Source organism: Candidatus Mesenet endosymbiont of Agriotes lineatus (assembly GCF_964019585.1).
In the GTDB taxonomy this organism is placed as follows: Bacteria; Pseudomonadota; Alphaproteobacteria; order Rickettsiales; family Anaplasmataceae; genus Mesenet.
Map to the genome: position 1 here is coordinate 959,765 of NZ_OZ026454.1, position 18,998 is coordinate 978,762.

Annotated in this window: 12 protein-coding genes and 2 pseudogenes; 10 read left to right on the plus strand and 4 right to left on the minus strand. The window is 32.5% G+C overall.

The window, feature by feature from the left end:
- The first annotated feature begins 83 nt into the window (after positions 1–83).
- On the plus strand, positions 84–1,442 hold the full coding sequence (gene mgtE / locus AACL19_RS04540) for a magnesium transporter (RefSeq protein WP_339045326.1): 1,359 nt from the start codon (positions 84–86) through the stop codon (positions 1,440–1,442).
- On the opposite strand, the pseudogene AACL19_RS04545 reads toward mgtE, so the two are convergent.
- From AACL19_RS04545 to clpB, 4 genes and pseudogenes are all read right to left on the minus strand, one after another.
- A pseudogene (locus tag AACL19_RS04545) lies at positions 1,443–2,809 on the minus strand (PleD family two-component system response regulator). It lies immediately after the preceding gene.
- Complete coding sequence (locus tag AACL19_RS04550; RefSeq protein WP_339045327.1) at positions 2,806–3,090, minus strand: hypothetical protein; 285 nt, start codon at positions 3,088–3,090, stop codon at positions 2,806–2,808. Before AACL19_RS04550 ends, AACL19_RS04545 begins: the two are co-directional and overlap by 4 nt.
- On the minus strand, positions 3,091–7,827 hold the full coding sequence (locus AACL19_RS04555) for an NAD-glutamate dehydrogenase (RefSeq protein WP_339045328.1): 4,737 nt from the start codon (positions 7,825–7,827) through the stop codon (positions 3,091–3,093).
- Between the two features lie 59 nt (positions 7,828–7,886).
- Complete coding sequence (gene clpB, locus AACL19_RS04560; protein ID WP_339045329.1) at positions 7,887–10,457, minus strand: ATP-dependent chaperone ClpB; 2,571 nt, start codon at positions 10,455–10,457, stop codon at positions 7,887–7,889.
- 193 nt (positions 10,458–10,650) lie between these two features.
- On the opposite strand from clpB, the gene AACL19_RS04565 reads away from it, so the two are divergent.
- The 9 genes and pseudogenes from AACL19_RS04565 to AACL19_RS04605 all read left to right on the plus strand — a co-directional run.
- Positions 10,651–11,511 carry a hypothetical protein gene (locus AACL19_RS04565; protein WP_339045330.1) on the plus strand — a complete coding sequence of 287 codons (861 nt, stop codon included), beginning with the start codon at positions 10,651–10,653 and terminating at the stop codon, positions 11,509–11,511.
- 44 nt (positions 11,512–11,555) lie between these two features.
- Entirely contained in the window at positions 11,556–12,164 is a 609-nt protein-coding gene (locus AACL19_RS04570) for an F-box protein (protein ID WP_339045331.1), read from the plus strand.
- Between the two features lie 212 nt (positions 12,165–12,376).
- Entirely contained in the window at positions 12,377–14,962 is a 2,586-nt protein-coding gene (locus AACL19_RS04575) for an ankyrin repeat domain-containing protein (RefSeq protein ID WP_339045332.1), read from the plus strand.
- 81 nt (positions 14,963–15,043) lie between these two features.
- Complete coding sequence (gene ppa, locus AACL19_RS04580; RefSeq protein ID WP_410519879.1) at positions 15,044–15,559, plus strand: inorganic diphosphatase; 516 nt, start codon at positions 15,044–15,046, stop codon at positions 15,557–15,559.
- A gap of 43 nt (positions 15,560–15,602) precedes the next feature.
- On the plus strand, positions 15,603–15,935 hold the full coding sequence (locus AACL19_RS04585; RefSeq protein WP_339045334.1) for a hypothetical protein: 333 nt from the start codon (positions 15,603–15,605) through the stop codon (positions 15,933–15,935).
- Positions 15,926–16,321 carry a TRAP transporter large permease subunit gene (locus AACL19_RS04590; protein WP_339045335.1) on the plus strand — a complete coding sequence of 132 codons (396 nt, stop codon included), beginning with the start codon at positions 15,926–15,928 and terminating at the stop codon, positions 16,319–16,321. The genes AACL19_RS04585 and AACL19_RS04590 overlap by 10 nt, the downstream gene beginning before the upstream one ends.
- A 46-nt stretch (positions 16,322–16,367) precedes the next feature.
- Positions 16,368–16,697: a DUF3394 domain-containing protein gene (locus AACL19_RS04595; RefSeq protein WP_339045336.1), complete on the plus strand. Its 330-nt coding sequence runs from the start codon at positions 16,368–16,370 to the stop codon at positions 16,695–16,697.
- Positions 16,682–17,332 (plus strand): CvpA family protein, encoded by a 651-nt coding sequence (locus AACL19_RS04600; protein WP_339045337.1) that lies wholly within the window; start codon positions 16,682–16,684, stop codon positions 17,330–17,332. The genes AACL19_RS04595 and AACL19_RS04600 overlap by 16 nt, the downstream gene beginning before the upstream one ends.
- Positions 17,333–17,823: 491 nt before the next feature.
- Positions 17,824–18,465 (plus strand): annotated as a pseudogene (locus AACL19_RS04605) (transposase); the annotation flags it as partial.
- Positions 18,466–18,998: the final 533 nt, after the last annotated feature.

An 18,998-nucleotide genomic window follows, 5' to 3' on the forward strand; every position in this document is an offset into this window, starting at 1 on the left:
AACAAAAAAATAAAGTCAAGCTTCTATAATGTTATTAAAAAAGTTTGTATACTATAGTTGCTAACCTTAAAATAGCAGACATTATGATAGATTATTTAAGCTATAAGCTAGATGAAAAAACAATTGATCTTTTAACAAAATCTATAGAGCAGGTAGATAAGGATATTATCCTCCAAATTACGCAAAAAATAGATGAAGTACAACTGGCTTATTTTTTACTAATTTCAACTACAGAACATAGGAGTCAATTGATAAAGATAATAGATCAAAGCCTACTGGAAAAGGCCTTTATTCACATAGTACCTGAACTAAGAGTAGAAATTATTAATATATTAGGAATAAGAAAAATTGCTGGGATATTAGCTGCATTTAATGCGGAAGACATAGTAGCAATTGTGAAGGACTTAGATGACAAAGATAAGAGAAACATTATCAAGCTTTTGCCACAAGCTATCAAAAAGTCAGTAGATGAGCTACTATCATATCCAGAAGAAAGTGCTGGTAGGTTAATACATAAGGATATTGTAATAGCTCCTGAATATTGGAATATTGAACAGTTACTGAAGTTTTTACATCATCATAGGAGGACACCAAAGAAGTTTTATCAAATTTTTGTTGTTAATCCAAAACTGGAACCAGTGGGAGTAGTAGAGCTAAGTGATATACTGTGTGCACAGATTGATAAATCAATAAAAAATATAATGAAAACTGATATTAAAGTAATCAAAACCGGAGTAGACCAAGAAGAAGTTGCAAGCATATTTCAAAAATACTCTTTGCTTTCTGCCCCTGTGGTTAACAAAGAAGGGCGTATAATAGGGGCAATTCTAATTGAAGACGTGGTAAATGTCATTCAACAAGAAACAGAAGAAGATATATTTAAACTTAGTAGAGTATCTAAAACAGATGTTAGTTCTTCTTTATACAGAACTATTGTAAAACGCTTGCCATGGTTATTAATAAATTTATGTACAGCGACACTTAGTTCTTTAGTTATAGGATTATTTGGCAACACGCTCAAACAGCTTATTGAGTTATCAATAATAATGCCAATGATAGCTTCTATTGGCGGTAATGCAGGATTACAAGCGGTAACGGTTACCATTCGGGCTATAACTACTAAGCAGCTTGCAAAACAAAATACAGCAAGATTATTAATAAAAGAACTACTTACAGGACTTATTAGTGGAGTTATCTTAGCTGTGGTATCGGTAATGTTTATAATTCTTAGATTTCATAACATCAAACTTGAAATCTTATTTGGCATTTCAGTAATTATAACCTTCACTATTGCAACATCTGCAGGGGCAATGATACCAATTATATTAAATAGCCTAAGGGTTGATCCTGCCATATCTTCATCTATATTGATATGTGCCACTACAGATACTTTATCATTTTTAACACTTCTTGGTTTAGCAAAAGCTTTTCTCTTTAGCTAGTTAAGTAACTACTTTATTTCTACCGCTATTTTTTGCTTTATATAAACACTTATCAGCATTCTCTATAAGTTGATTAGCGCTGTTACCACAAGACATTTGAGCGACTCCAATGCTAACAGTTTGACTTACTTTATGAGAACCTAAAAAATCAAATGGTTTTTCAGCAATAATAGACCTTATTCTTTCTGCTATAACCTTTGCTTCTTTGATTTCAGTATCTGGTAATAACACAACAAATTCTTCACCACCAAACCTAGCAAGTAAATCTACTGCTCTTATATTTTCTCCGATTCTTTTTTGAATCTGCTTTAAACATTCATCTCCTATATGATGACCAAAGTTATCATTTATCTTTTTAAAATAATCAACATCTATCATCATTAGCGATAATTTTTTATTTTTTGTTAAGCACCCCCTCATAATGTTTTTCAAATGCATATTGAAATAATATCTATTGTAGCAGTTTGTTAATGGATCCTTTATTGCCATTGCCATATTATTGTATAGGTTTGCTCTCAAAGCGTCTTGATACCTCTTGCGTTTTACTTGCAGATTAGCTCTGGCTTTCAATTCATTTTTATCTAGTGGCACAACTAGATAATCATTTACCCCCATTTCAAGAGCCTTTATTAGATTATTATTATCATCCTGTTCATTAAGTAAAATCAAGATTGGAATATAACGGGTATTGACATTGCTACGGAATTGGGAACAAAGTTTAAGTCCTTCTTCTCCTGCAAGATGGACATTTATGATAACTAGATCATAGTCATTCTCAATATCACTTTCTAAAGTATAGTTTATATCATGGGACACAACCACATTTTTAAAACATTCCTTTAAAATAACATGCATTTGCTCAGATTGTGTTACATCTTGATCCACAATTAATATTGAAGCATTGGAGATTTGATTAGAATAACCCATAATCTGATTCTCAATTACTCCACTAATTTCTGAATTTGTTTGTCCCCTTAAATGCAGCTCATCTATTAACATTTTAAGACGTACAAGCGATCTAATCCTAGCAAACAATGCAATATCATTTATGGGCTTACTTAAAAAATCATCAGCACCAGCATTTATACCTTGAACTCTATTGTAAGTATCGTGAAGTGCTGTAATCATAACTATAGGGATATAAGTAGTTGTTGGATCATTCTTTAGTACCCTACATACTTCAAACCCACTCATTACTGGCATCATAACGTCAAGCAATATTATATCAGGTTTTTTTTTTTTGTTAATTCTATAGCTTCCTTACCATCACTTGCGGTTATAACATCGTAATATTCCACTATCAGTTTAGCTTTTAGAAGCCTAATATTGGCTTCTGTATCATCTACTACTAGGATTCTTGCCGTCATAACTTTTTATTCTTTTTTCCAATTACATCTTGCATATCGTATGACTCATGCAAATTGCCATCATCACCAACTATGTAAGTTATTTTTTCTCCAGATTGGCTACTATTAATTTCATTGATATTGATGCCCTGCAATAACTGCATAATTTTATACTTCACTTTTGCAAAATTAGCATAATATAATTTAATATATTTTATTACAAGAGGAAAATTTTTAGGTTTACAGAGTATTAATCCAACTAAGAGTATTGTTAAAACTTCTGAAAGCCCAACACCAAACATCTATACCTTTCCACAACAAAACAGCGCTTCAAAGCGTTTAATTATAAGGACTAATTTATCTAAATCAAGTTTATAAGCACTCATACTGTTTAAAAAAGCTGTATAACAATCTACAGCAGCTTTATTTTTATTAAACCATTCTTCAACTAATTTTTTACGATTATCTATCACATTTGTTGTACTATTTATTATTTTTAATGTTAGTTTATGGTAGTAAATGTTCAAGTCATCAAGAAGGCTATTGATTGCAATATGTTGCCAATACGAAGAATTAGCTTCCAGCTGCATTGCCATATCTTTAATGCTACAAAAATGTAAACAAGATTTTAGTTCAAAATATAACTTTCCTACTTCTAATAGCGGTAAATTTGTTTCATCAGCAATAGATATTACATCTAATCCAGAAGTTAAAAATTTTAGACTGACAATTTTACTTGCTAGATTTTTTTCTATATCAAGTTGTAATAAATTATTAAGTTCCTCATCATATGATACTAAAAAGTTTTGGCTTAAAAGATTAGCTATGTTGTCACCTAAATTTTGGATTTTACATTTTAGCTCTTCAAGCACAGCTAACCTTGTGAACGTTAGCTGTCCAATATTTCCAGCAAACCAGAAAGATACTTGTGTAACAAAATTCCTTATTTCCTTTACTAAAATCAAATATAAGTTAACATCTATTATACTATCTAGTACATCGACGCTTTTCCATAGTTCCTTTAAATCATACAAGTAAGTTATAGTAATATAGATACTTACAGCTTCACAGGCAGTTATTGCAGAATTTTCAATTAAATAATTAACGTATGTACACCCCATTCTACTTATTATTTCATTTGTAATACAAGTTGAAATAATTTCTCGACGTAACTGATGCCTTAGTATGTAACTTGTAAATTTGCTAACCATTCTCTCAGGAAAGTAGCTCAGCAGGTAGCTTTGAGATAAAAATTCGTTATCAGGAATATTAGAGTGTATTATCTCATTTTTTATAAGTGTTTTACAATAAGAGATTAGTACAGCAAGTTGGGGAGAACTAAATCCTGAGAATTCATTTAACATCCTCATAATTTCTTCATCGTTTGGCAAAAACTCTATACTGCGATTTAAATATTGCAATCTTTCCAGATTAAGTAACAACCTCTGATGATGCTCTATTTTATCCTTTGCTTGTAGAGATTCTAACATTAATGTTTTTGTGTTCATTTTGCTATGATTTTCCAGTACCTGAAAGGCTACATCATTACTCATATTACTTAACAATTGGTTACGCTCTTCTAAGGAAATGGTGCTGTCCTTAATAGATGATGCTAAAGCGATCTTAATGTTAACTTCCAAATCTGAGCATGTAACTCCGCCTGCATTATCTACAAAATCAGTATTAATATAACCACCATTTTTTGCATATTCTACTCTTGCAAGTTGCGTAAAACCTAAGTTACCTCCTTCTATAACCATAAAAGCCCTAATATCTTTACTATCTATTCTTAAAGGATCATTTACTTTATCTCTAACAATGCTATTACTTTCATTAGATGCTTTAACATATGTGCCAATACCACCATTCCATACCATATCAACATTAGCTTTGAGCAGACATTTTATTAACTGATTAGGGGATAACCTATCTTCCTTAATGTCAAAACGTTCCTTTGTTTCTCCAGAAATCTGTATAGATTTAGCGTTGCGTTCAAAAACACCTCCTCCTACAGATATAACATTTTTGTCATAATCTGCCCAAGTTGAACTAGGAAGATCAAATAAACGTTTACGCTCAGCAAAACTTGTTTTAGGATCAGGATTTGGATCAATAAATATGTGACTATGGTTAAATGCAGCAACTAAACTTATAATTTTAGAAAGTAGCATGCCATTACCAAATAAATCACCAGACATGTCACCTATTCCAACTATAGTAAATGCCTCTTTCTTAATGTCTTTATTCATTCTCCAAAAATGTCTTTGAGCGGCAATCCATGCTCCTCTCGCTGTGATGGCCATTTTTTTATGATCATATCCTGCTGATCCTCCAGAGGCAAATGCATCACCAAGCCAAAAATTATATTCAAAAGATACTTGATTTGCATAATCAGAAAAAGATGCTGTACCTTTATCTGCTGCAACTACCAAATAAGGATCATCTTCATCATATCTGACTACTTTATCTAATATAGTTACCTTTCCTTGAACTATATTATCCGTTATATCTAGCATTCCTCTGATGAAACTTTTATAACATTCAATGGCATAATTTTGCATCAAGCTTTTATCTTTTTGAGGGTGTTTTAAAATAAAACCACCCTTTGCACCAACTGGAACAATTGCAGCATTTTTCGTCATCTGTGCTTTCATAAGGCCAAGCACCTCTGTGCGAAAATCTTCCACCCTATCAGACCATCTAATTCCTCCCCTTGCTAATTTCCCACCTCTTAAATGTATCCCTTCAAAATTATATGAATATACATATAATTCTCGAAATGGATGAGGTAATGGCAATCCAGGTACTACACTTGAATCAAATTTAACTGATATGTAAGGTTTATCTTGATAGTAATTGGTACGCAAGATAGCTAAGATTAAAAGTAGTATAGAACGCAATACATAATCGCATGCAATATCACTTACACTTTTTAGAAGATCATAGATGCTCTGCTTAATAATAGCAGTAGCTTCCGTTCTATTGATGTTTAGGTTGGAGTCAAACCGCACATGAAATAGTTGTACTAAACACTTTGCTATTTTGGGGTGCTTTGCCATAACTTTTTGCACGTAAGCTTGGCTATAGTTAAAGCAAACCTGCTTAAGATAGCTACTTAAAGCTCTGATTAATAAAACCTCCCTCCATGTCAGACCAGCTAAAATCACAAGACTATTAAAATAGTCATTTTTGACTTCCTTCATAAATACTTGAGTTAATGTAGCCTCAAGTTGCTCTTTTAAGCTAATATCACTTACAGGTTTTTCAACTCTAGATAGTACAAAATGATGTATCCATATACCATTTTCTATATTGATATAATAACTATTATGGGATAACAGTTGTATCCCTATATTTTTAATGACGTGCAATATCTCTGATAGCTGAAGTCCTTTATCTTTCGGAGTATATAGCTTAATTTCATAGTGATCATCATACGGTTTAAAGTTTACCTCGTTGCTCTTTTTTTCTCTCACAATTTCTAATTTTTTGATATCGAAGTATGCTTCATTAGGCTCAAAACTTTCTTGATAGCTTATAGGAAGCGCTTCTTGATATTGCAGAAATACGCTAGATATAATACCAAAGGCGTTGTACAATCCACTTAGAAAACGATCTTGCCATTTTTGTGCTGCATGTATTAGCTTATTTTCTATTGCGCTAATATGCTCATGAGGAATCTCAGCGTGAGTAGCATCAATCTTTAGCACAGTTTTAAGCATAACCAAATTGTATTCGTCAATTATACTATTGTAAGTACTAACAACTGCACCATTTAATTCGCTTTCCAGAATTTTCTGTATCTTAAGTATAAGACTAACACTAACATTAGCTGTTGGAATAAACACTATAGTATTAATAAAGCTCCCTACAACTCTCTTGGCGAGAAATAACTTTACTCCAGGTTTAATGGTAAGGGTTAAAACCGCCATTGAAATATCAAGTAATTCATCTTCAGAAGAGTGAAAAAGCTCATCACGCGGAAATTTTTGCAATATAGAAATCAAAGCCTTATTGTTATGGCTGCCCACTAAAAATCCTGCTCTTTCCTCAATAGCTTTTACTTTCTTTCTAATGATAGGAATGAGCCTTATATCTTGGAACGAAACAACCGATGCAAAAAAACCAAAAAAGCATTGTTCACCAGTTATGTTACCATCTTGATCAAAATTTCTAACTCCAATACAGTCTAAGTATGCACGACGGTGCACAATAGATATCAGATTGGGATGTGCAATATATAAATAACCAAGCTCTTGATAGTAAGACTTTACATGGCCATTACCATGGTCAATTTTATGTAGCCCAAGATCCTTTTTATCATCATGTATTAATTGATTTTGGGAATAAAAATATTCCTTGTACCCTAAAAAAACAAAATTATTACTTTTAAGCCAATTTAAAAACACGCAAATTTCTTCTGCTTCTGCTGTGTTTACTGAATGCATGTTTTGTATTGCTGCATCTAACTCATTTAGTATTGCTAGCCAATCATTAACACAACACTCCACTGCTGTAAGAGTCTTTTGTATATCGTTTTCTAGCTTGGCAATAAGGCTGTCATCTATACGCTTTAATATGATACACATAACAGCTTCTTTTACTCTGTCATCCCCTTCATCCTTAAGAGAATATATTTTTTGTATTGTCGCGTTTTTCCTACTAACATTAAGTATCGAATTAATGTAGTAACATATAGATAAACCATTTGCCTTAACTGTACTTGTAACCGAATCAACAAGAAAAGGCATATTATCATTGACTAATTTAATGATTGTGAACTTTCCTTCTATTTGAGGAATATCGTCAAGATTAAATATATGTACTTTACTTTCATGGATATTGCGGCTTAGGATAAACTGGTATACATCTTGTGCAAGATATAACAAAAATTCATCATTAATCTTTAGGTCACTGTTGTAAAATAAGTTATAAAAATGCTTAATAAATTCTCGTAATTGATCATTGCCATTTTCTGGATCCAGTAGCTTTAGTACAGAGTCAATAACTTGATTACTTATACTATAATTATGATACATAATGTTTTATTAATTAAGTTAGAGTATAAATAATATATATCTATTAAATTAAACTAAAATCATAGTTTTTTTATTACTATTTCATCATTATTTAATTTTACCTCTAACTTATCACTTTCATTTACTTCGCCTGAAAGTACTAATCTTGCTAAATTATTCTGAATATACTGCTGTATTACTCTTTTGAGTGGCCTTGCTCCATACAAAGGATCATAACCACGCTCAGCAATCCATTCTCTTGCCTTTTGTGATAATTCAATGCTCAACTTCTGACTAAGTAAGCGCTCTTGCAAGTAAGAAAATTGTATATCAACTATTCTGTATATATCATCTTTACTTAAACGGTGAAAAATAATTATTTCATCAAGTCGATTTAAAAACTCAGGACGGAAAGATAAGCGCACTATTTGCATCACTTCCTCCTTTACAGCTTGGCTTAAATTAGTATTTTCTTTGATTAAAATTTCTGCACCCAAGTTTGAAGTTAAGATGAGTATAGTATTACGAAAATCTATTAACTTACCATGGCTGTCAGTGAGTCTTCCTTCATCTAACACTTGCAGTAATATATTAAAAATATCGCTGTGAGCTTTCTCTATTTCATCAAATAAAATTACCTGATAAGGTCTTCTCCTTACAGCTTCAGTAAGTATTCCACCTTGCTCATAGCCAACGTATCCAGGGGAAGCTCCAATTAACTTTGAAACAGTGTGCTTCTCCATATACTCAGACATGTCAAAACGCAGCAGTGCAGATTTATCATCAAATATAAACTCAGCTAAAGCTTTAACAAGCTCGGTCTTTCCAACTCCAGTTGGGCCTAAAAATAAAAAAGAGCCGAAAGGTCTACATGAATCTTGCACACCAGAGCGTGAACGCCTTACTGCGTTGCTAATTGCTTCAATTGCTTCATTTTGCCCTATTACCCTTTGTTTTATTTTCTCTTCCATATTAAGAAGCTTTTCTTTTTCATTATGCATCATATTTTCAACTGGAATTCCAGTCCAACGCGCAACTATGCTGGCAATATCATCTTCAGTAACTTCTTTCTTTAAAAAACTACCTACTACTTTCTCTTGCTCTTTCAATTCTTTTTCAAGTGTAGGAATAATACCGTACATAAGTTCACCAGCTCTTGCTAAGTTGCCAGTTCTCTGTACTATTTCAAGTTCTTTTCTCGCATTATCCAATTTTTCTGCACGATCTTGTATTTTTGTAATTTTTGACTTTTCTATCTGCCATTTACTGTTCAGATCAGTGTATTTACTTTCTAAATTTTCTATTTCTTTGTTTAATTTATCCAGACGTTGCTTAGATGACTCATTATCTTCTTTTTTAAGAGCTTCTGATTCAATTTTTAATTGCATTATTTTTCGTTCAAGCTCATCAACTGCCTCAGGTTTACTGTCCATTTCCATTCTTACCTTGCTTGCCGCTTCATCCATCAAATCAATAGCTTTATCAGGCAGAAATCTATCAGTAATATAGCGATTTGATAAAGTTGCAGCTGTAACTATAGCACTATCTGTAATTCTAATTCCATGATGAACCTCATATTTTTCTTTAAGCCCTCTTAGGATGGAAATGGTATCTTCTTCAGTAGGTTGTGAGATAAAGATAGGCTGAAAACGTCGAGCAAGGGCTGCATCCTTTTCTATATGTTCTCGATATTCATCCAAAGTTGTAGCACCAATGCAGTGTATTTCACCACGTGCTAAGGCAGGTTTAAGCAAATTAGAAGCATCCATTGCCCCATCTGTTGCTCCCGCTCCAACTAGAGTGTGTAGCTCATCTATAAATAATACTGTACTGCCACTTGCAGCAACTACTTCATTAATGACAGCCTTGAGCCTCTCCTCAAACTCGCCTCTAAATTTAGTGCCAGCGATTAAAGCACCAAGATCCAAGGCCATTATTTTAGCACCACGCAGACCAAGCGGCACATCATTTGATACAATACGCAATGCCAAACCTTCAATAATTGCGGTCTTACCAACTCCAGGCTCACCAATAAGTATTGGGTTATTTTTAGTACGCCTAAGTAGAACCTGCATTGTTCTTCTTATTTCATCATCACGTCCGATTACTGGATCAAGTTTTCCTTCTGCCCCAAGTTGGGTTATATTTTTTGCATATTTCTTAAGGGCATTAAGCTTATCTTCCGCGTTTGCTGAATCTGCCTTTTTTCCTTTTCTTATGTCAGCAATCACAGCATTCAACTTCTGTGGTGTTATGCCATTTTCTACTAATATTTTACTTACGCTGCTTTCCTTTTGCGCAGAAAGTGCTTGCAGGAGGCGCTCAACAGTGATAAAAGAATCTTTATTCCTTTGTGCTATGTTTGAAGAATCCTCTAAAACTTTTGCCATCTCTCGTGAAAGTTGAATATGGCCGCTCCCTGGACCTTCAACTATTGGTAATTTTTGCAATAATCTATCAATACCTTCTCGTACGGCCTCTATATTTCCATCGCAAGCGGCTATTAAGTCTTTTGTTATACCGCTTTCATCATCTATCATTACTTTTAGCAAGTGTTCAGGCATAAAAACCTGATGTCCCCCAGCTAGCACCTTAAGCTGTGCTTCTTGTATCAAGTTTTTTGCTTTTTCAGTAAATTTATTTAAATCCATAAATTAAACACCAGTTATTTCCCATTAATATAATATTCACTAAGTAACTTATCAATGCCTATAGCAAGAATTTATAAGTTAATGAGATAACTATGTAAAACGATCTGTTAAAATTTTAATGAATTTTATTTTTTACCTTACTTAATTATAAATTAAGCATATTATATTGTAATATAATCCAAGGGGGGATGAAATGTTGGACAATAATGAGGAAGATCTATCGAAAGTATTGTCATATCAAATTAGAATAGATAACACTGAAGGAATAAAAAATGTTATACGTGAGGGTGATAAGCCTGTCAACCGTGGCATTCCACAATATAGAAGCTTGGCTCATGCAATATTTAACGGTTGTAGTCAAGCGTCATTAGAAGCCCTTGTTGAAGGTGGTGCTGAAGTTGCAAAAGGGTATGACCCTCAAAGCGATGATCTAATGTTATTGTTAGATTCAGATTATCGAGGTAGGCATTATGTATCCCGTCTTGATAATATTGATCGTGGCGTGGCTAAAATAGATACCGGTAAGGTTCAATTTCTTTTAGATAAGGGAGCAAATATTGTCGATAATCTATATCCACTTCAAGATAAAATAATAGCTAGTATAAATAAGCGTCAAATAGATAAAAAGTTTAATAGGTTTAATGATTTTCCAGTGACTTTTTTAGAAGGTGATTACCCAGTATCTGGTGATGATTATCATCAGTGGAATACCATGATGAATAAAGTATCAAAGTTTCAACATAGACATATGGATGACACGTTCAACTTAGTAAAACACTTTTTCGTACATCGTATGCATAATGATATAAAAGATGAATCAGATAGAAGATTATGGCAACTTCATATTTCTACCTTTAAAGAAAAGGGCAGAGTTATTATGCTCCAGTATGTTTTTCAGAAGTATCTACAAGATACAACGAGTGATCGCTCAGTTTCATATACCCATTACACAACTTTAAATCATATCTTTCAAAGAGAAAACTTAATTTATGATATAGAAGGAGTAATAAATTCAGCTCAGCTAATAATTAAACAAAAAAAGAATCTATTATAAGTAATAATATACAGTCTCAAGATATTTTAATAAATGAGAGCGGATTGTATATAACAGACACAACTAATATGCCATCTCTAAAACAGACTTTTTCTACAACATACAAAATAGCCACTCTTGCTGCACATCAAATTATGCATCATGATAAAAAGCAAAGTAATAAAGCAAAAATCGCAGATTTAATTGAAGAGGTAATTAAACGTGGTGTAACTCAAAAGGAAATATTTGAATCTACTAATCAATTTTGCCGTGACTATGAATGGACGCAGTATACCAGAGAGATAAATAGACAAGATAAACTGCCAAATCTTAAGTACCATAAATTATTTGAGTACATAATAGAGTGTATCTCTTATCAAGCTTATAAAGAAGGTGCAGTTATGGGTTTGTTTCGGAATGCAAATACTGGAAGCAATCCTCAAGAAGTTAATTGGCAAAATTTACCGACTGAAGTTGGTAGAGAAATTGCTAAACATCTGAGTGTACAAGATAGCTGCAGAGCTGCCAAGGTTTGCAAAAATGCTAATACAATGGCAAAAGAAGAGAAAGACAATAAAATTGAAGCAATAAGGCAGCAAATTCTAGGTCCACCTACCACCGAAATGGAAGTGCAAATTGAGAATTTGAATATTGCTGGCCCAAGTAGGCAGTAAATTGAGAAGGTTGGGATAAAAATGTTAGTTTATATTGCTCTATAAATTGTCCATTGTTTTATCCCACCTTTTTTCTACATCTCTAAATTCCTAAATACCCTTATTCTTATATCCTGATATAAAGTAATAACTCTTAAAAATTAGATCAATTTAAAGAAAATTCATAGGCATGTTCTATCATATTTAGCATCATAATATATTGGGGGATTATAATGACACTGCCGTATGAGCGCGTCCATCAAACGTTACAAAAGCAAAAGAGCTGTAACTTGAATGCGTTAGAAGAGCTGCAACATTTAAAAAAGAAATGTGGTTACAAGGACGATTATAAACTATTAAGGGAACTGATATATAAGAACAAGAATAATTTAAAGTTGTTGTCATATTATGTTAACAATTTAGTTAGAAAGCAACAAGTAGAAAAAGTTTTTAAAATATTAGAAAAAGTAATTACCCAAAGTAATTTCTTATTACAAAGAAGAGATTCTGGTTACGGATCAGATCTTGAAGGCTATTCATCAGACTCTGAAGAAATTGATCAATATGCTGCTGACTATCCAAAACTATATGAAGAGATAGTAAAGAGAATCACTAAAACGCTAATTAATGCTGGAATAAATATAGGAACATACAAGTATGAAAGGGTAGAAACGCCACTACATTGGGCTACAAGGGAAAATAATATTAATCTTATAAACTTCTTTATAGAGCTGGGGGTTGATATTGAAATTCAAAATAAAAGCGGAGCAACAGCATTACACATGGCAGCTATAAATAATAACCCTAATACTGTTACAGAGCTGACTAAAAAAAAATCAAATCAAGAATTGAAGGCATTGATTGAACAAGGATCAAGTAAAGAACTGCTTAAACAAAGATTAAAAACTAACACAAAGGACAATGAAGGTAATACACCACTATTTTTTGCTGTATCTTGTGAAAATGATGAGATAATAAAGCCTTTGCTTGATACCGGTGCAGATCCAAGTGTCTTTTGTTTATTGGGTAAAGATCTTTATGTAGAAACTCCTGAACTACAAAATATAAAATGCACACCACTTCATCTTGCGGCGTTTATAGGCAATTTTGGCTTAATTAACTTACTCATAGAGTATGGAGCAGATATTAATGCTGTTTGCAAAAATAAAAAATACTCTTGCCTTCATATGGCTGTTTTAGGTATTACATGTTATTATGATGAGGGGATAAGTGAAAAAAAAGAGAAAGAGTATTTAGAGATAGTTGATGCTATAATATCACAATTTCCGAGTCAAATCAACGCGCAAGACTATGAAGACAATTCACCATTACACCTGGCAGTTAATACAAAGCATGAAGATACTATAAGGGTTTTATTAAGTCATAGTGCTTCATTACTGCAGTTTAGAAAGGGTGGGTATACTCCTTTTCATGATGCAGTAAGTACAGGAAGTTTAGCTTTAGTAAAGCTGCTATTGGAAAATAGTAATGAAAAAGAAAAAATAATTAATTCTACTTATGAAGATAAAGGTTTTTCTGGATGTGCTCCTCTGCATTTAGCTATTAATGATTATATTGAGTGCTTAAGTCATAAAGATAATCAATCAAATGTACTTGAAATAATAAAATACCTACTCTCTTACTCTGACCTTGATATCAACATTCAAGATTTCCAAGGAGAAACCCCACTACACTATGCAATAAAATATATTAAAGATGATGAATTAGCGCTAATTCTAATAGATGAACTACTTACTGCAAAGGATATCAATCCATTCATCAAAGATTGCTTTAGCAGAACTCCTTTTGATTATGCTAAAGAGGGTAACAGAAATAAAATATTGCAAGCTTTAATTGATAACAAATATGGATCTGATAAGGATAGCCTGCTTCATTTAGCTGCAGAAAAAGGTGATGTTGAAGCAATAAGATATTTAATTGCAAAAGGTATTAATGCCAACTTGCATAATACTTTGTATCACACACCACTGCACTTAGCTGCAGGAAGAGGATATGTAGATGTAATAAAAATTCTAATAATAGAGGGAAGGGCAAACCCTAATATTTTTGATGGAAGAAATCAATCATCAATCCACTACGCAATAAATAATAAGCAGTTTGATGCTGTGAAATTGTTGTTTGAATTGGGAGCAGATGTTAATATAGTTAGTGTGGGAGGGGGTTCTACTCAATTATCGCCACTTCATGTTGCTGTAAGTAGTAGTAGTGATAATCAGAAAGATCTATGTTTTGATATAGTAAAATATTTAATTAATATCTCGCATTGCAAGATTAATCCACAAGATTATCAAGGTCAAACTCCTCTACACTATGCTATAGATGAGCATAAACTCAATACAGCTGCAGTTCTCCTAACAAGAAAAGATATCAACCCATTCAGTAAAGACCACTCTGGTAAAACTCCTATTGATTATTGTCCAAAACAAGAAAAACGTAATTATCCTATTTTGGATCAATATGCCAAAATACAAGAAGAAAGAAATGCAAAAATTAGAAGCTATCAGGTAAAGAAGTACTTTGTATACACATTGATTTTATGTACAATAAATTCTGCTTTTGCTGGAATATATACAAGCCTGGGGAGTATAGCTTTAGACATAAGTTTAGTACTCATAATTAACATTGCTGCACTGACTTGTTGCTTGATTATCAATAAGTGCATAGAAAGGGCAATTGAAGAGAAATATAAAAATAAAGTCGTTGATCTTTTTGAGAATAATAATAAAATTCCATCTACTTTAGAAGAAATAAATCTTGCGACCTCATCCAGCAAAAGGGAAGAGCAATGTAGAGAATAATGATAGTGGCCGTTTAATTGAGTTTAAAATTGCAAAAATTTAGCTGATCTAGTACACTATGCTTTTAAATGATTATATATGATAGATGCAAGTAAGATTACTGCTGGTGAAAATCCTCCTAAAATAGTTAACGCAATTATTGAGATTAGTGCAAATTCGTGTCCCATTAAGTACGAATTTAATAAGGAAGTAGGTCTATTGCAGGTTGATAGATTTTTATCAACAGCTATGCATTATCCATGTAATTATGGCTTCATTCCCCAAACTCACGCTGAAGATGATGATCCAGTAGATGTTTTAATTTTAACACAATTTCCTTTAATACCAAAGGCTATAATCTCTGTTCGTCCAATAGGGGTACTCTCTATGTCTGATGAAGCAGGAATTGATGCAAAAATATTATCCGTACCTACTTCTAAAATTGATCCTTACTATGATAACATAGGTAATTATTCTGATTTGCCTAAATCTTTACTGGATAAAATTGCTCACTTTTTCTCTCATTATAAGCAATTGGAAAAAAATAAAGAAGTTAAAGTGGAAGGATGGAATGGCATAGAGAAAGCACATAAAATTATTGAAGCAGCTCTTTTGTAAAATAATGTTAGTTTTTTTGCTAAGCTTTTAAATTGACTCATATATGTTAAAATCAGCTAATAATATAACGCAAAAAGGTAAAAAATTTAATGATTGTGAAGGGAATAATATAATAAAAACTATATCAGAATCTTATAGCCGACATAATAAGACTTCTTTGACCAGTTGGGTATTAGCATTAATCTCACCTTTCTCGGTGCTTTATCTATTTATATTTTATGAAGAGTTGACAACTAGGGTTGCAACGCCAACTAATGCTAATTTGATCATTTCAATGGCTGGAATTTTACTTGAAGCTGCAAGAAGAACTGTTGGCATGCCTATTATAGTTCTATTTTTTTACTGTATTCATATTTTGGGCAGTATATGCCCATAATTGTAGCACACAAGGGCAATTCTCTCAGCGCTATTGCTTCGCATGAATGGCTATCATCAGAGGGGGTATTTGGAGTTGCTTTGGCTACTTCAGCAAACTTTATCTTTCTTTATGTATTATTTGGTGTATTACTTGAAAAAGCTGGAGGCGGAGAATTTTTTATAAAATTATCTTTTGCTTTGCTTGCAAGATTTACTGGTGGTCCAGCAAAAGCTGCTGTTGTTGCTTCTGGTCTTATGGGTATGATTTCTGGTTCTTCCATGACAAATATTATCACTACAGGAACTTTTACTATCCCCCTTATGAAAAAAATGGGTTTGATGGCAGATATCCACCCCTCCAATTGGTTTAGCCTCTTATGCTGCAGCTGCAATAGCACAAGCTAATGCATTTAAAGTTGGTATCCAAGCTTTTTTTTATAAGATCAGAACAATGCTAGTACCATTTGCATTTGTTTTTAATAATGAATTAATTTTATATAAAATAAAAAGTGTGCCACATTCTATATATACTATAGTTACATCTTTAGTTGGTTTAATTGCAATGTCTTCTGGTATGCAAGGGCATTTTGTTAGAGTAAATAGATTTTACAAATCAATTCTACTTTTTGTAGTAGGTTTTATTTTACTTTTTCCTAGAGCAATTGTTGCTTTTATTCCTGTACATACTGGTTATGCATATGCATTATGTGGAGTTATTTTGCTGAGCGTAATTTTTTTGCAAAACAGATTTAAAGGTACAAGTAAATGTTTGATGTTATAGTTATTTTCGTAATTATTCTTTGTGTTTTTGTTGCTTTCATGAGAGGAGGGCTAAAAGAGCTATTTGGACTGGTAGGGATGTTTTTATCAGTAATACTTACAATAAACCACTTTGATTTCTTTAAAATGAACTATATGAGTATGAAATATATGGAATCAGAGTTAGTTGCAAACATTCTGTCCACAATTTCTATTTTTGTCATTGTTACCGTAGCCATTATAATAGTGAATAGTTGGATTATGTATGTACTAAGTCCCATAAGGCTTGGTGCCACAGATAGACTAAGTGGCATATTTGTTGGTGCCTTAAAAGGTATCATATTCTCTTCTATTATATTTTTTACGATCGAGGTCTATTATTTTACCTTTTATACCAAAAGTGATAATAAGGGTAGTAGTGCAGAAGATGTTTTACCAGGTTGGCTGATTGATTCGCACTTTTATCCTATGTTTCATGCAATTGAAAATAGTTTAAATACGTATGTACCACAATCGATATATTCTAAGATAGAAAAGCTTGGTTCTAATTTAAAAGATGCTGTAGATAAAAAATTACAAGAGAAAGATCAGCAGGAAGAAGATAAGCAGAAAAATAAAGAAATTAAAAAACATAAGAGAGATAAAGGCCTTTTATAACTAAATTATTATATTCTTTTCATAACATAAGCTATGCAACGAGGTTTAGAGTGCCTTTTCAAATTGCAGTTTTTATTTAATTCTATAGATTAGAAAATAAATTTATGCTGATTAATATATAATTAAAGTGGTTTTTGCTGTAAAAATATAAATTGAAATGGTAGGGAAAGTGATAAATTTTCTGCAATAGCAAAATATAGGCAGAGGTTTATCGAAAAAAATCGTATATATAGATGAAGCTGGATATAGAGAGGGCGCCAAGAGGAGAGAAAATTTATGTGAATATTCTAAGATGATTGGTGGATGGATTGGCAGAAAATTTGTTGCTTTACTGGAGGTTTTGGTTAATTATTACCACAATTATAGCCCTTCCTTTAAAGATCCGGAAGAGGTAAGATAAAGATTTAGGATGGTTGATGCCAGAGTTGCGATTTAAGGAAAAAGGCAATTGGATGAAGGAGAAAATCTGTAGCTATAAGATATAAAATAGAACATTATATGAGTGGCAGGTAAGACGCAAAGAAACAGGAGACTTTTTACCAAAAAAACCTGAAGGCGTTGGCTATAATCATAAAATTGGAATGAGTTTATCGAATTTGCTAAAAAGCATGAAGGTAGTCAAAGATTTTGGGGCAATATCAGTAGGCAAACGATCCACCGTGCACTTAAAAATATCGGATTTACGCACAAAAAAGACCTATGGATATAGGGAAAGAAATGAAGAGCAGAATTCTTGAAGCAACCCGGAAATCTTGTATATATTGATGAATCCGGTATAGAGAACACAGAAGACTATGAGTATGGATATTGTAAGCGGGGAGAGAGATTCCATTCTCTAAAATCAGGTAAAAAACTCAGCATGATTGTAGCGCTAAATAAAAAACAAATAATGGCACCTTCGAGGGATATTTTTAACGCTTGGTTTGAAAGCTCCAATTTTACAACCTGGTCAAATCTTGATAATGCAAGTTTCCATAAATCAAAAAAATCAGTGATCTTGCCAAGGTGCTTAAATTCTTTATCCTCCTACTTATTCTCCCGATTTTAATAAAATTGAACATCAATGGTTTGCTATAAAAAATAGAGCAAAATTGGACTATACCAAATTGGGCTTTAATCATCTCTCAACTTGATATTTTCTTTCCCAACAGATTGAAAATTGAGTTGAGTTTTTGACCCAGTTTGGGGAACCACTCCCCATATTTATACTAAATGGTGTGTTTGTAAATGGAAATCCTGTTGCAAGAAAATCTGATAATTTTACAGAAAAAAAGTGTTAATTCAACTACTATTTTTGCTAATGGCCTTATATTGAAATGTTTATGTAATTAGCTTCAGCTTTAGTATTAGATCTACTTTAGTTTATTTATAAACACAGCTCTCACAGTACGTTTGATTTCATGTAGTATTTTGTACTAAATACAGATATTTACAGGTGAAATAGCAGTAGAGAAATGTGCTACAAATTACGTAGATATTGTAACTGACCATCTACATATTCTATGCCACCCACTATCCAACAATATATTAAAAAGCTATTCCAAGAATTTGAACAATTAAAAAAAAGATATTTGGGCTGTTACTGTTGGTAATGTAAATTCTACAGATGTACAGCAATATATTGAAGAGCAAGAAGTTCATATTTAACATCTCTGAGTTTTAAAAC

Coding starts and splice junctions, on each gene's coding strand:
- mgtE (WP_339045326.1), top strand. CDS start 84: ATGATAGATTATTTAAGCTATAAGCTAGATGAAAAAACAATTGATCTT.
- AACL19_RS04550 (WP_339045327.1), bottom strand. CDS start 3,090: ATGTTTGGTGTTGGGCTTTCAGAAGTTTTAACAATACTCTTAGTTGGA.
- AACL19_RS04555 (WP_339045328.1), bottom strand. CDS start 7,827: ATGTATCATAATTATAGTATAAGTAATCAAGTTATTGACTCTGTACTA.
- clpB (WP_339045329.1), bottom strand. CDS start 10,457: ATGGATTTAAATAAATTTACTGAAAAAGCAAAAAACTTGATACAAGAA.
- AACL19_RS04565 (WP_339045330.1), top strand. CDS start 10,651: ATGTTGGACAATAATGAGGAAGATCTATCGAAAGTATTGTCATATCAA.
- AACL19_RS04575 (WP_339045332.1), top strand. CDS start 12,377: ATGACACTGCCGTATGAGCGCGTCCATCAAACGTTACAAAAGCAAAAG.
- AACL19_RS04585 (WP_339045334.1), top strand. CDS start 15,603: ATGTTAAAATCAGCTAATAATATAACGCAAAAAGGTAAAAAATTTAAT.
- AACL19_RS04590 (WP_339045335.1), top strand. CDS start 15,926: ATGCCCATAATTGTAGCACACAAGGGCAATTCTCTCAGCGCTATTGCT.
- AACL19_RS04595 (WP_339045336.1), top strand. CDS start 16,368: ATGCTAGTACCATTTGCATTTGTTTTTAATAATGAATTAATTTTATAT.
- AACL19_RS04600 (WP_339045337.1), top strand. CDS start 16,682: ATGTTTGATGTTATAGTTATTTTCGTAATTATTCTTTGTGTTTTTGTT.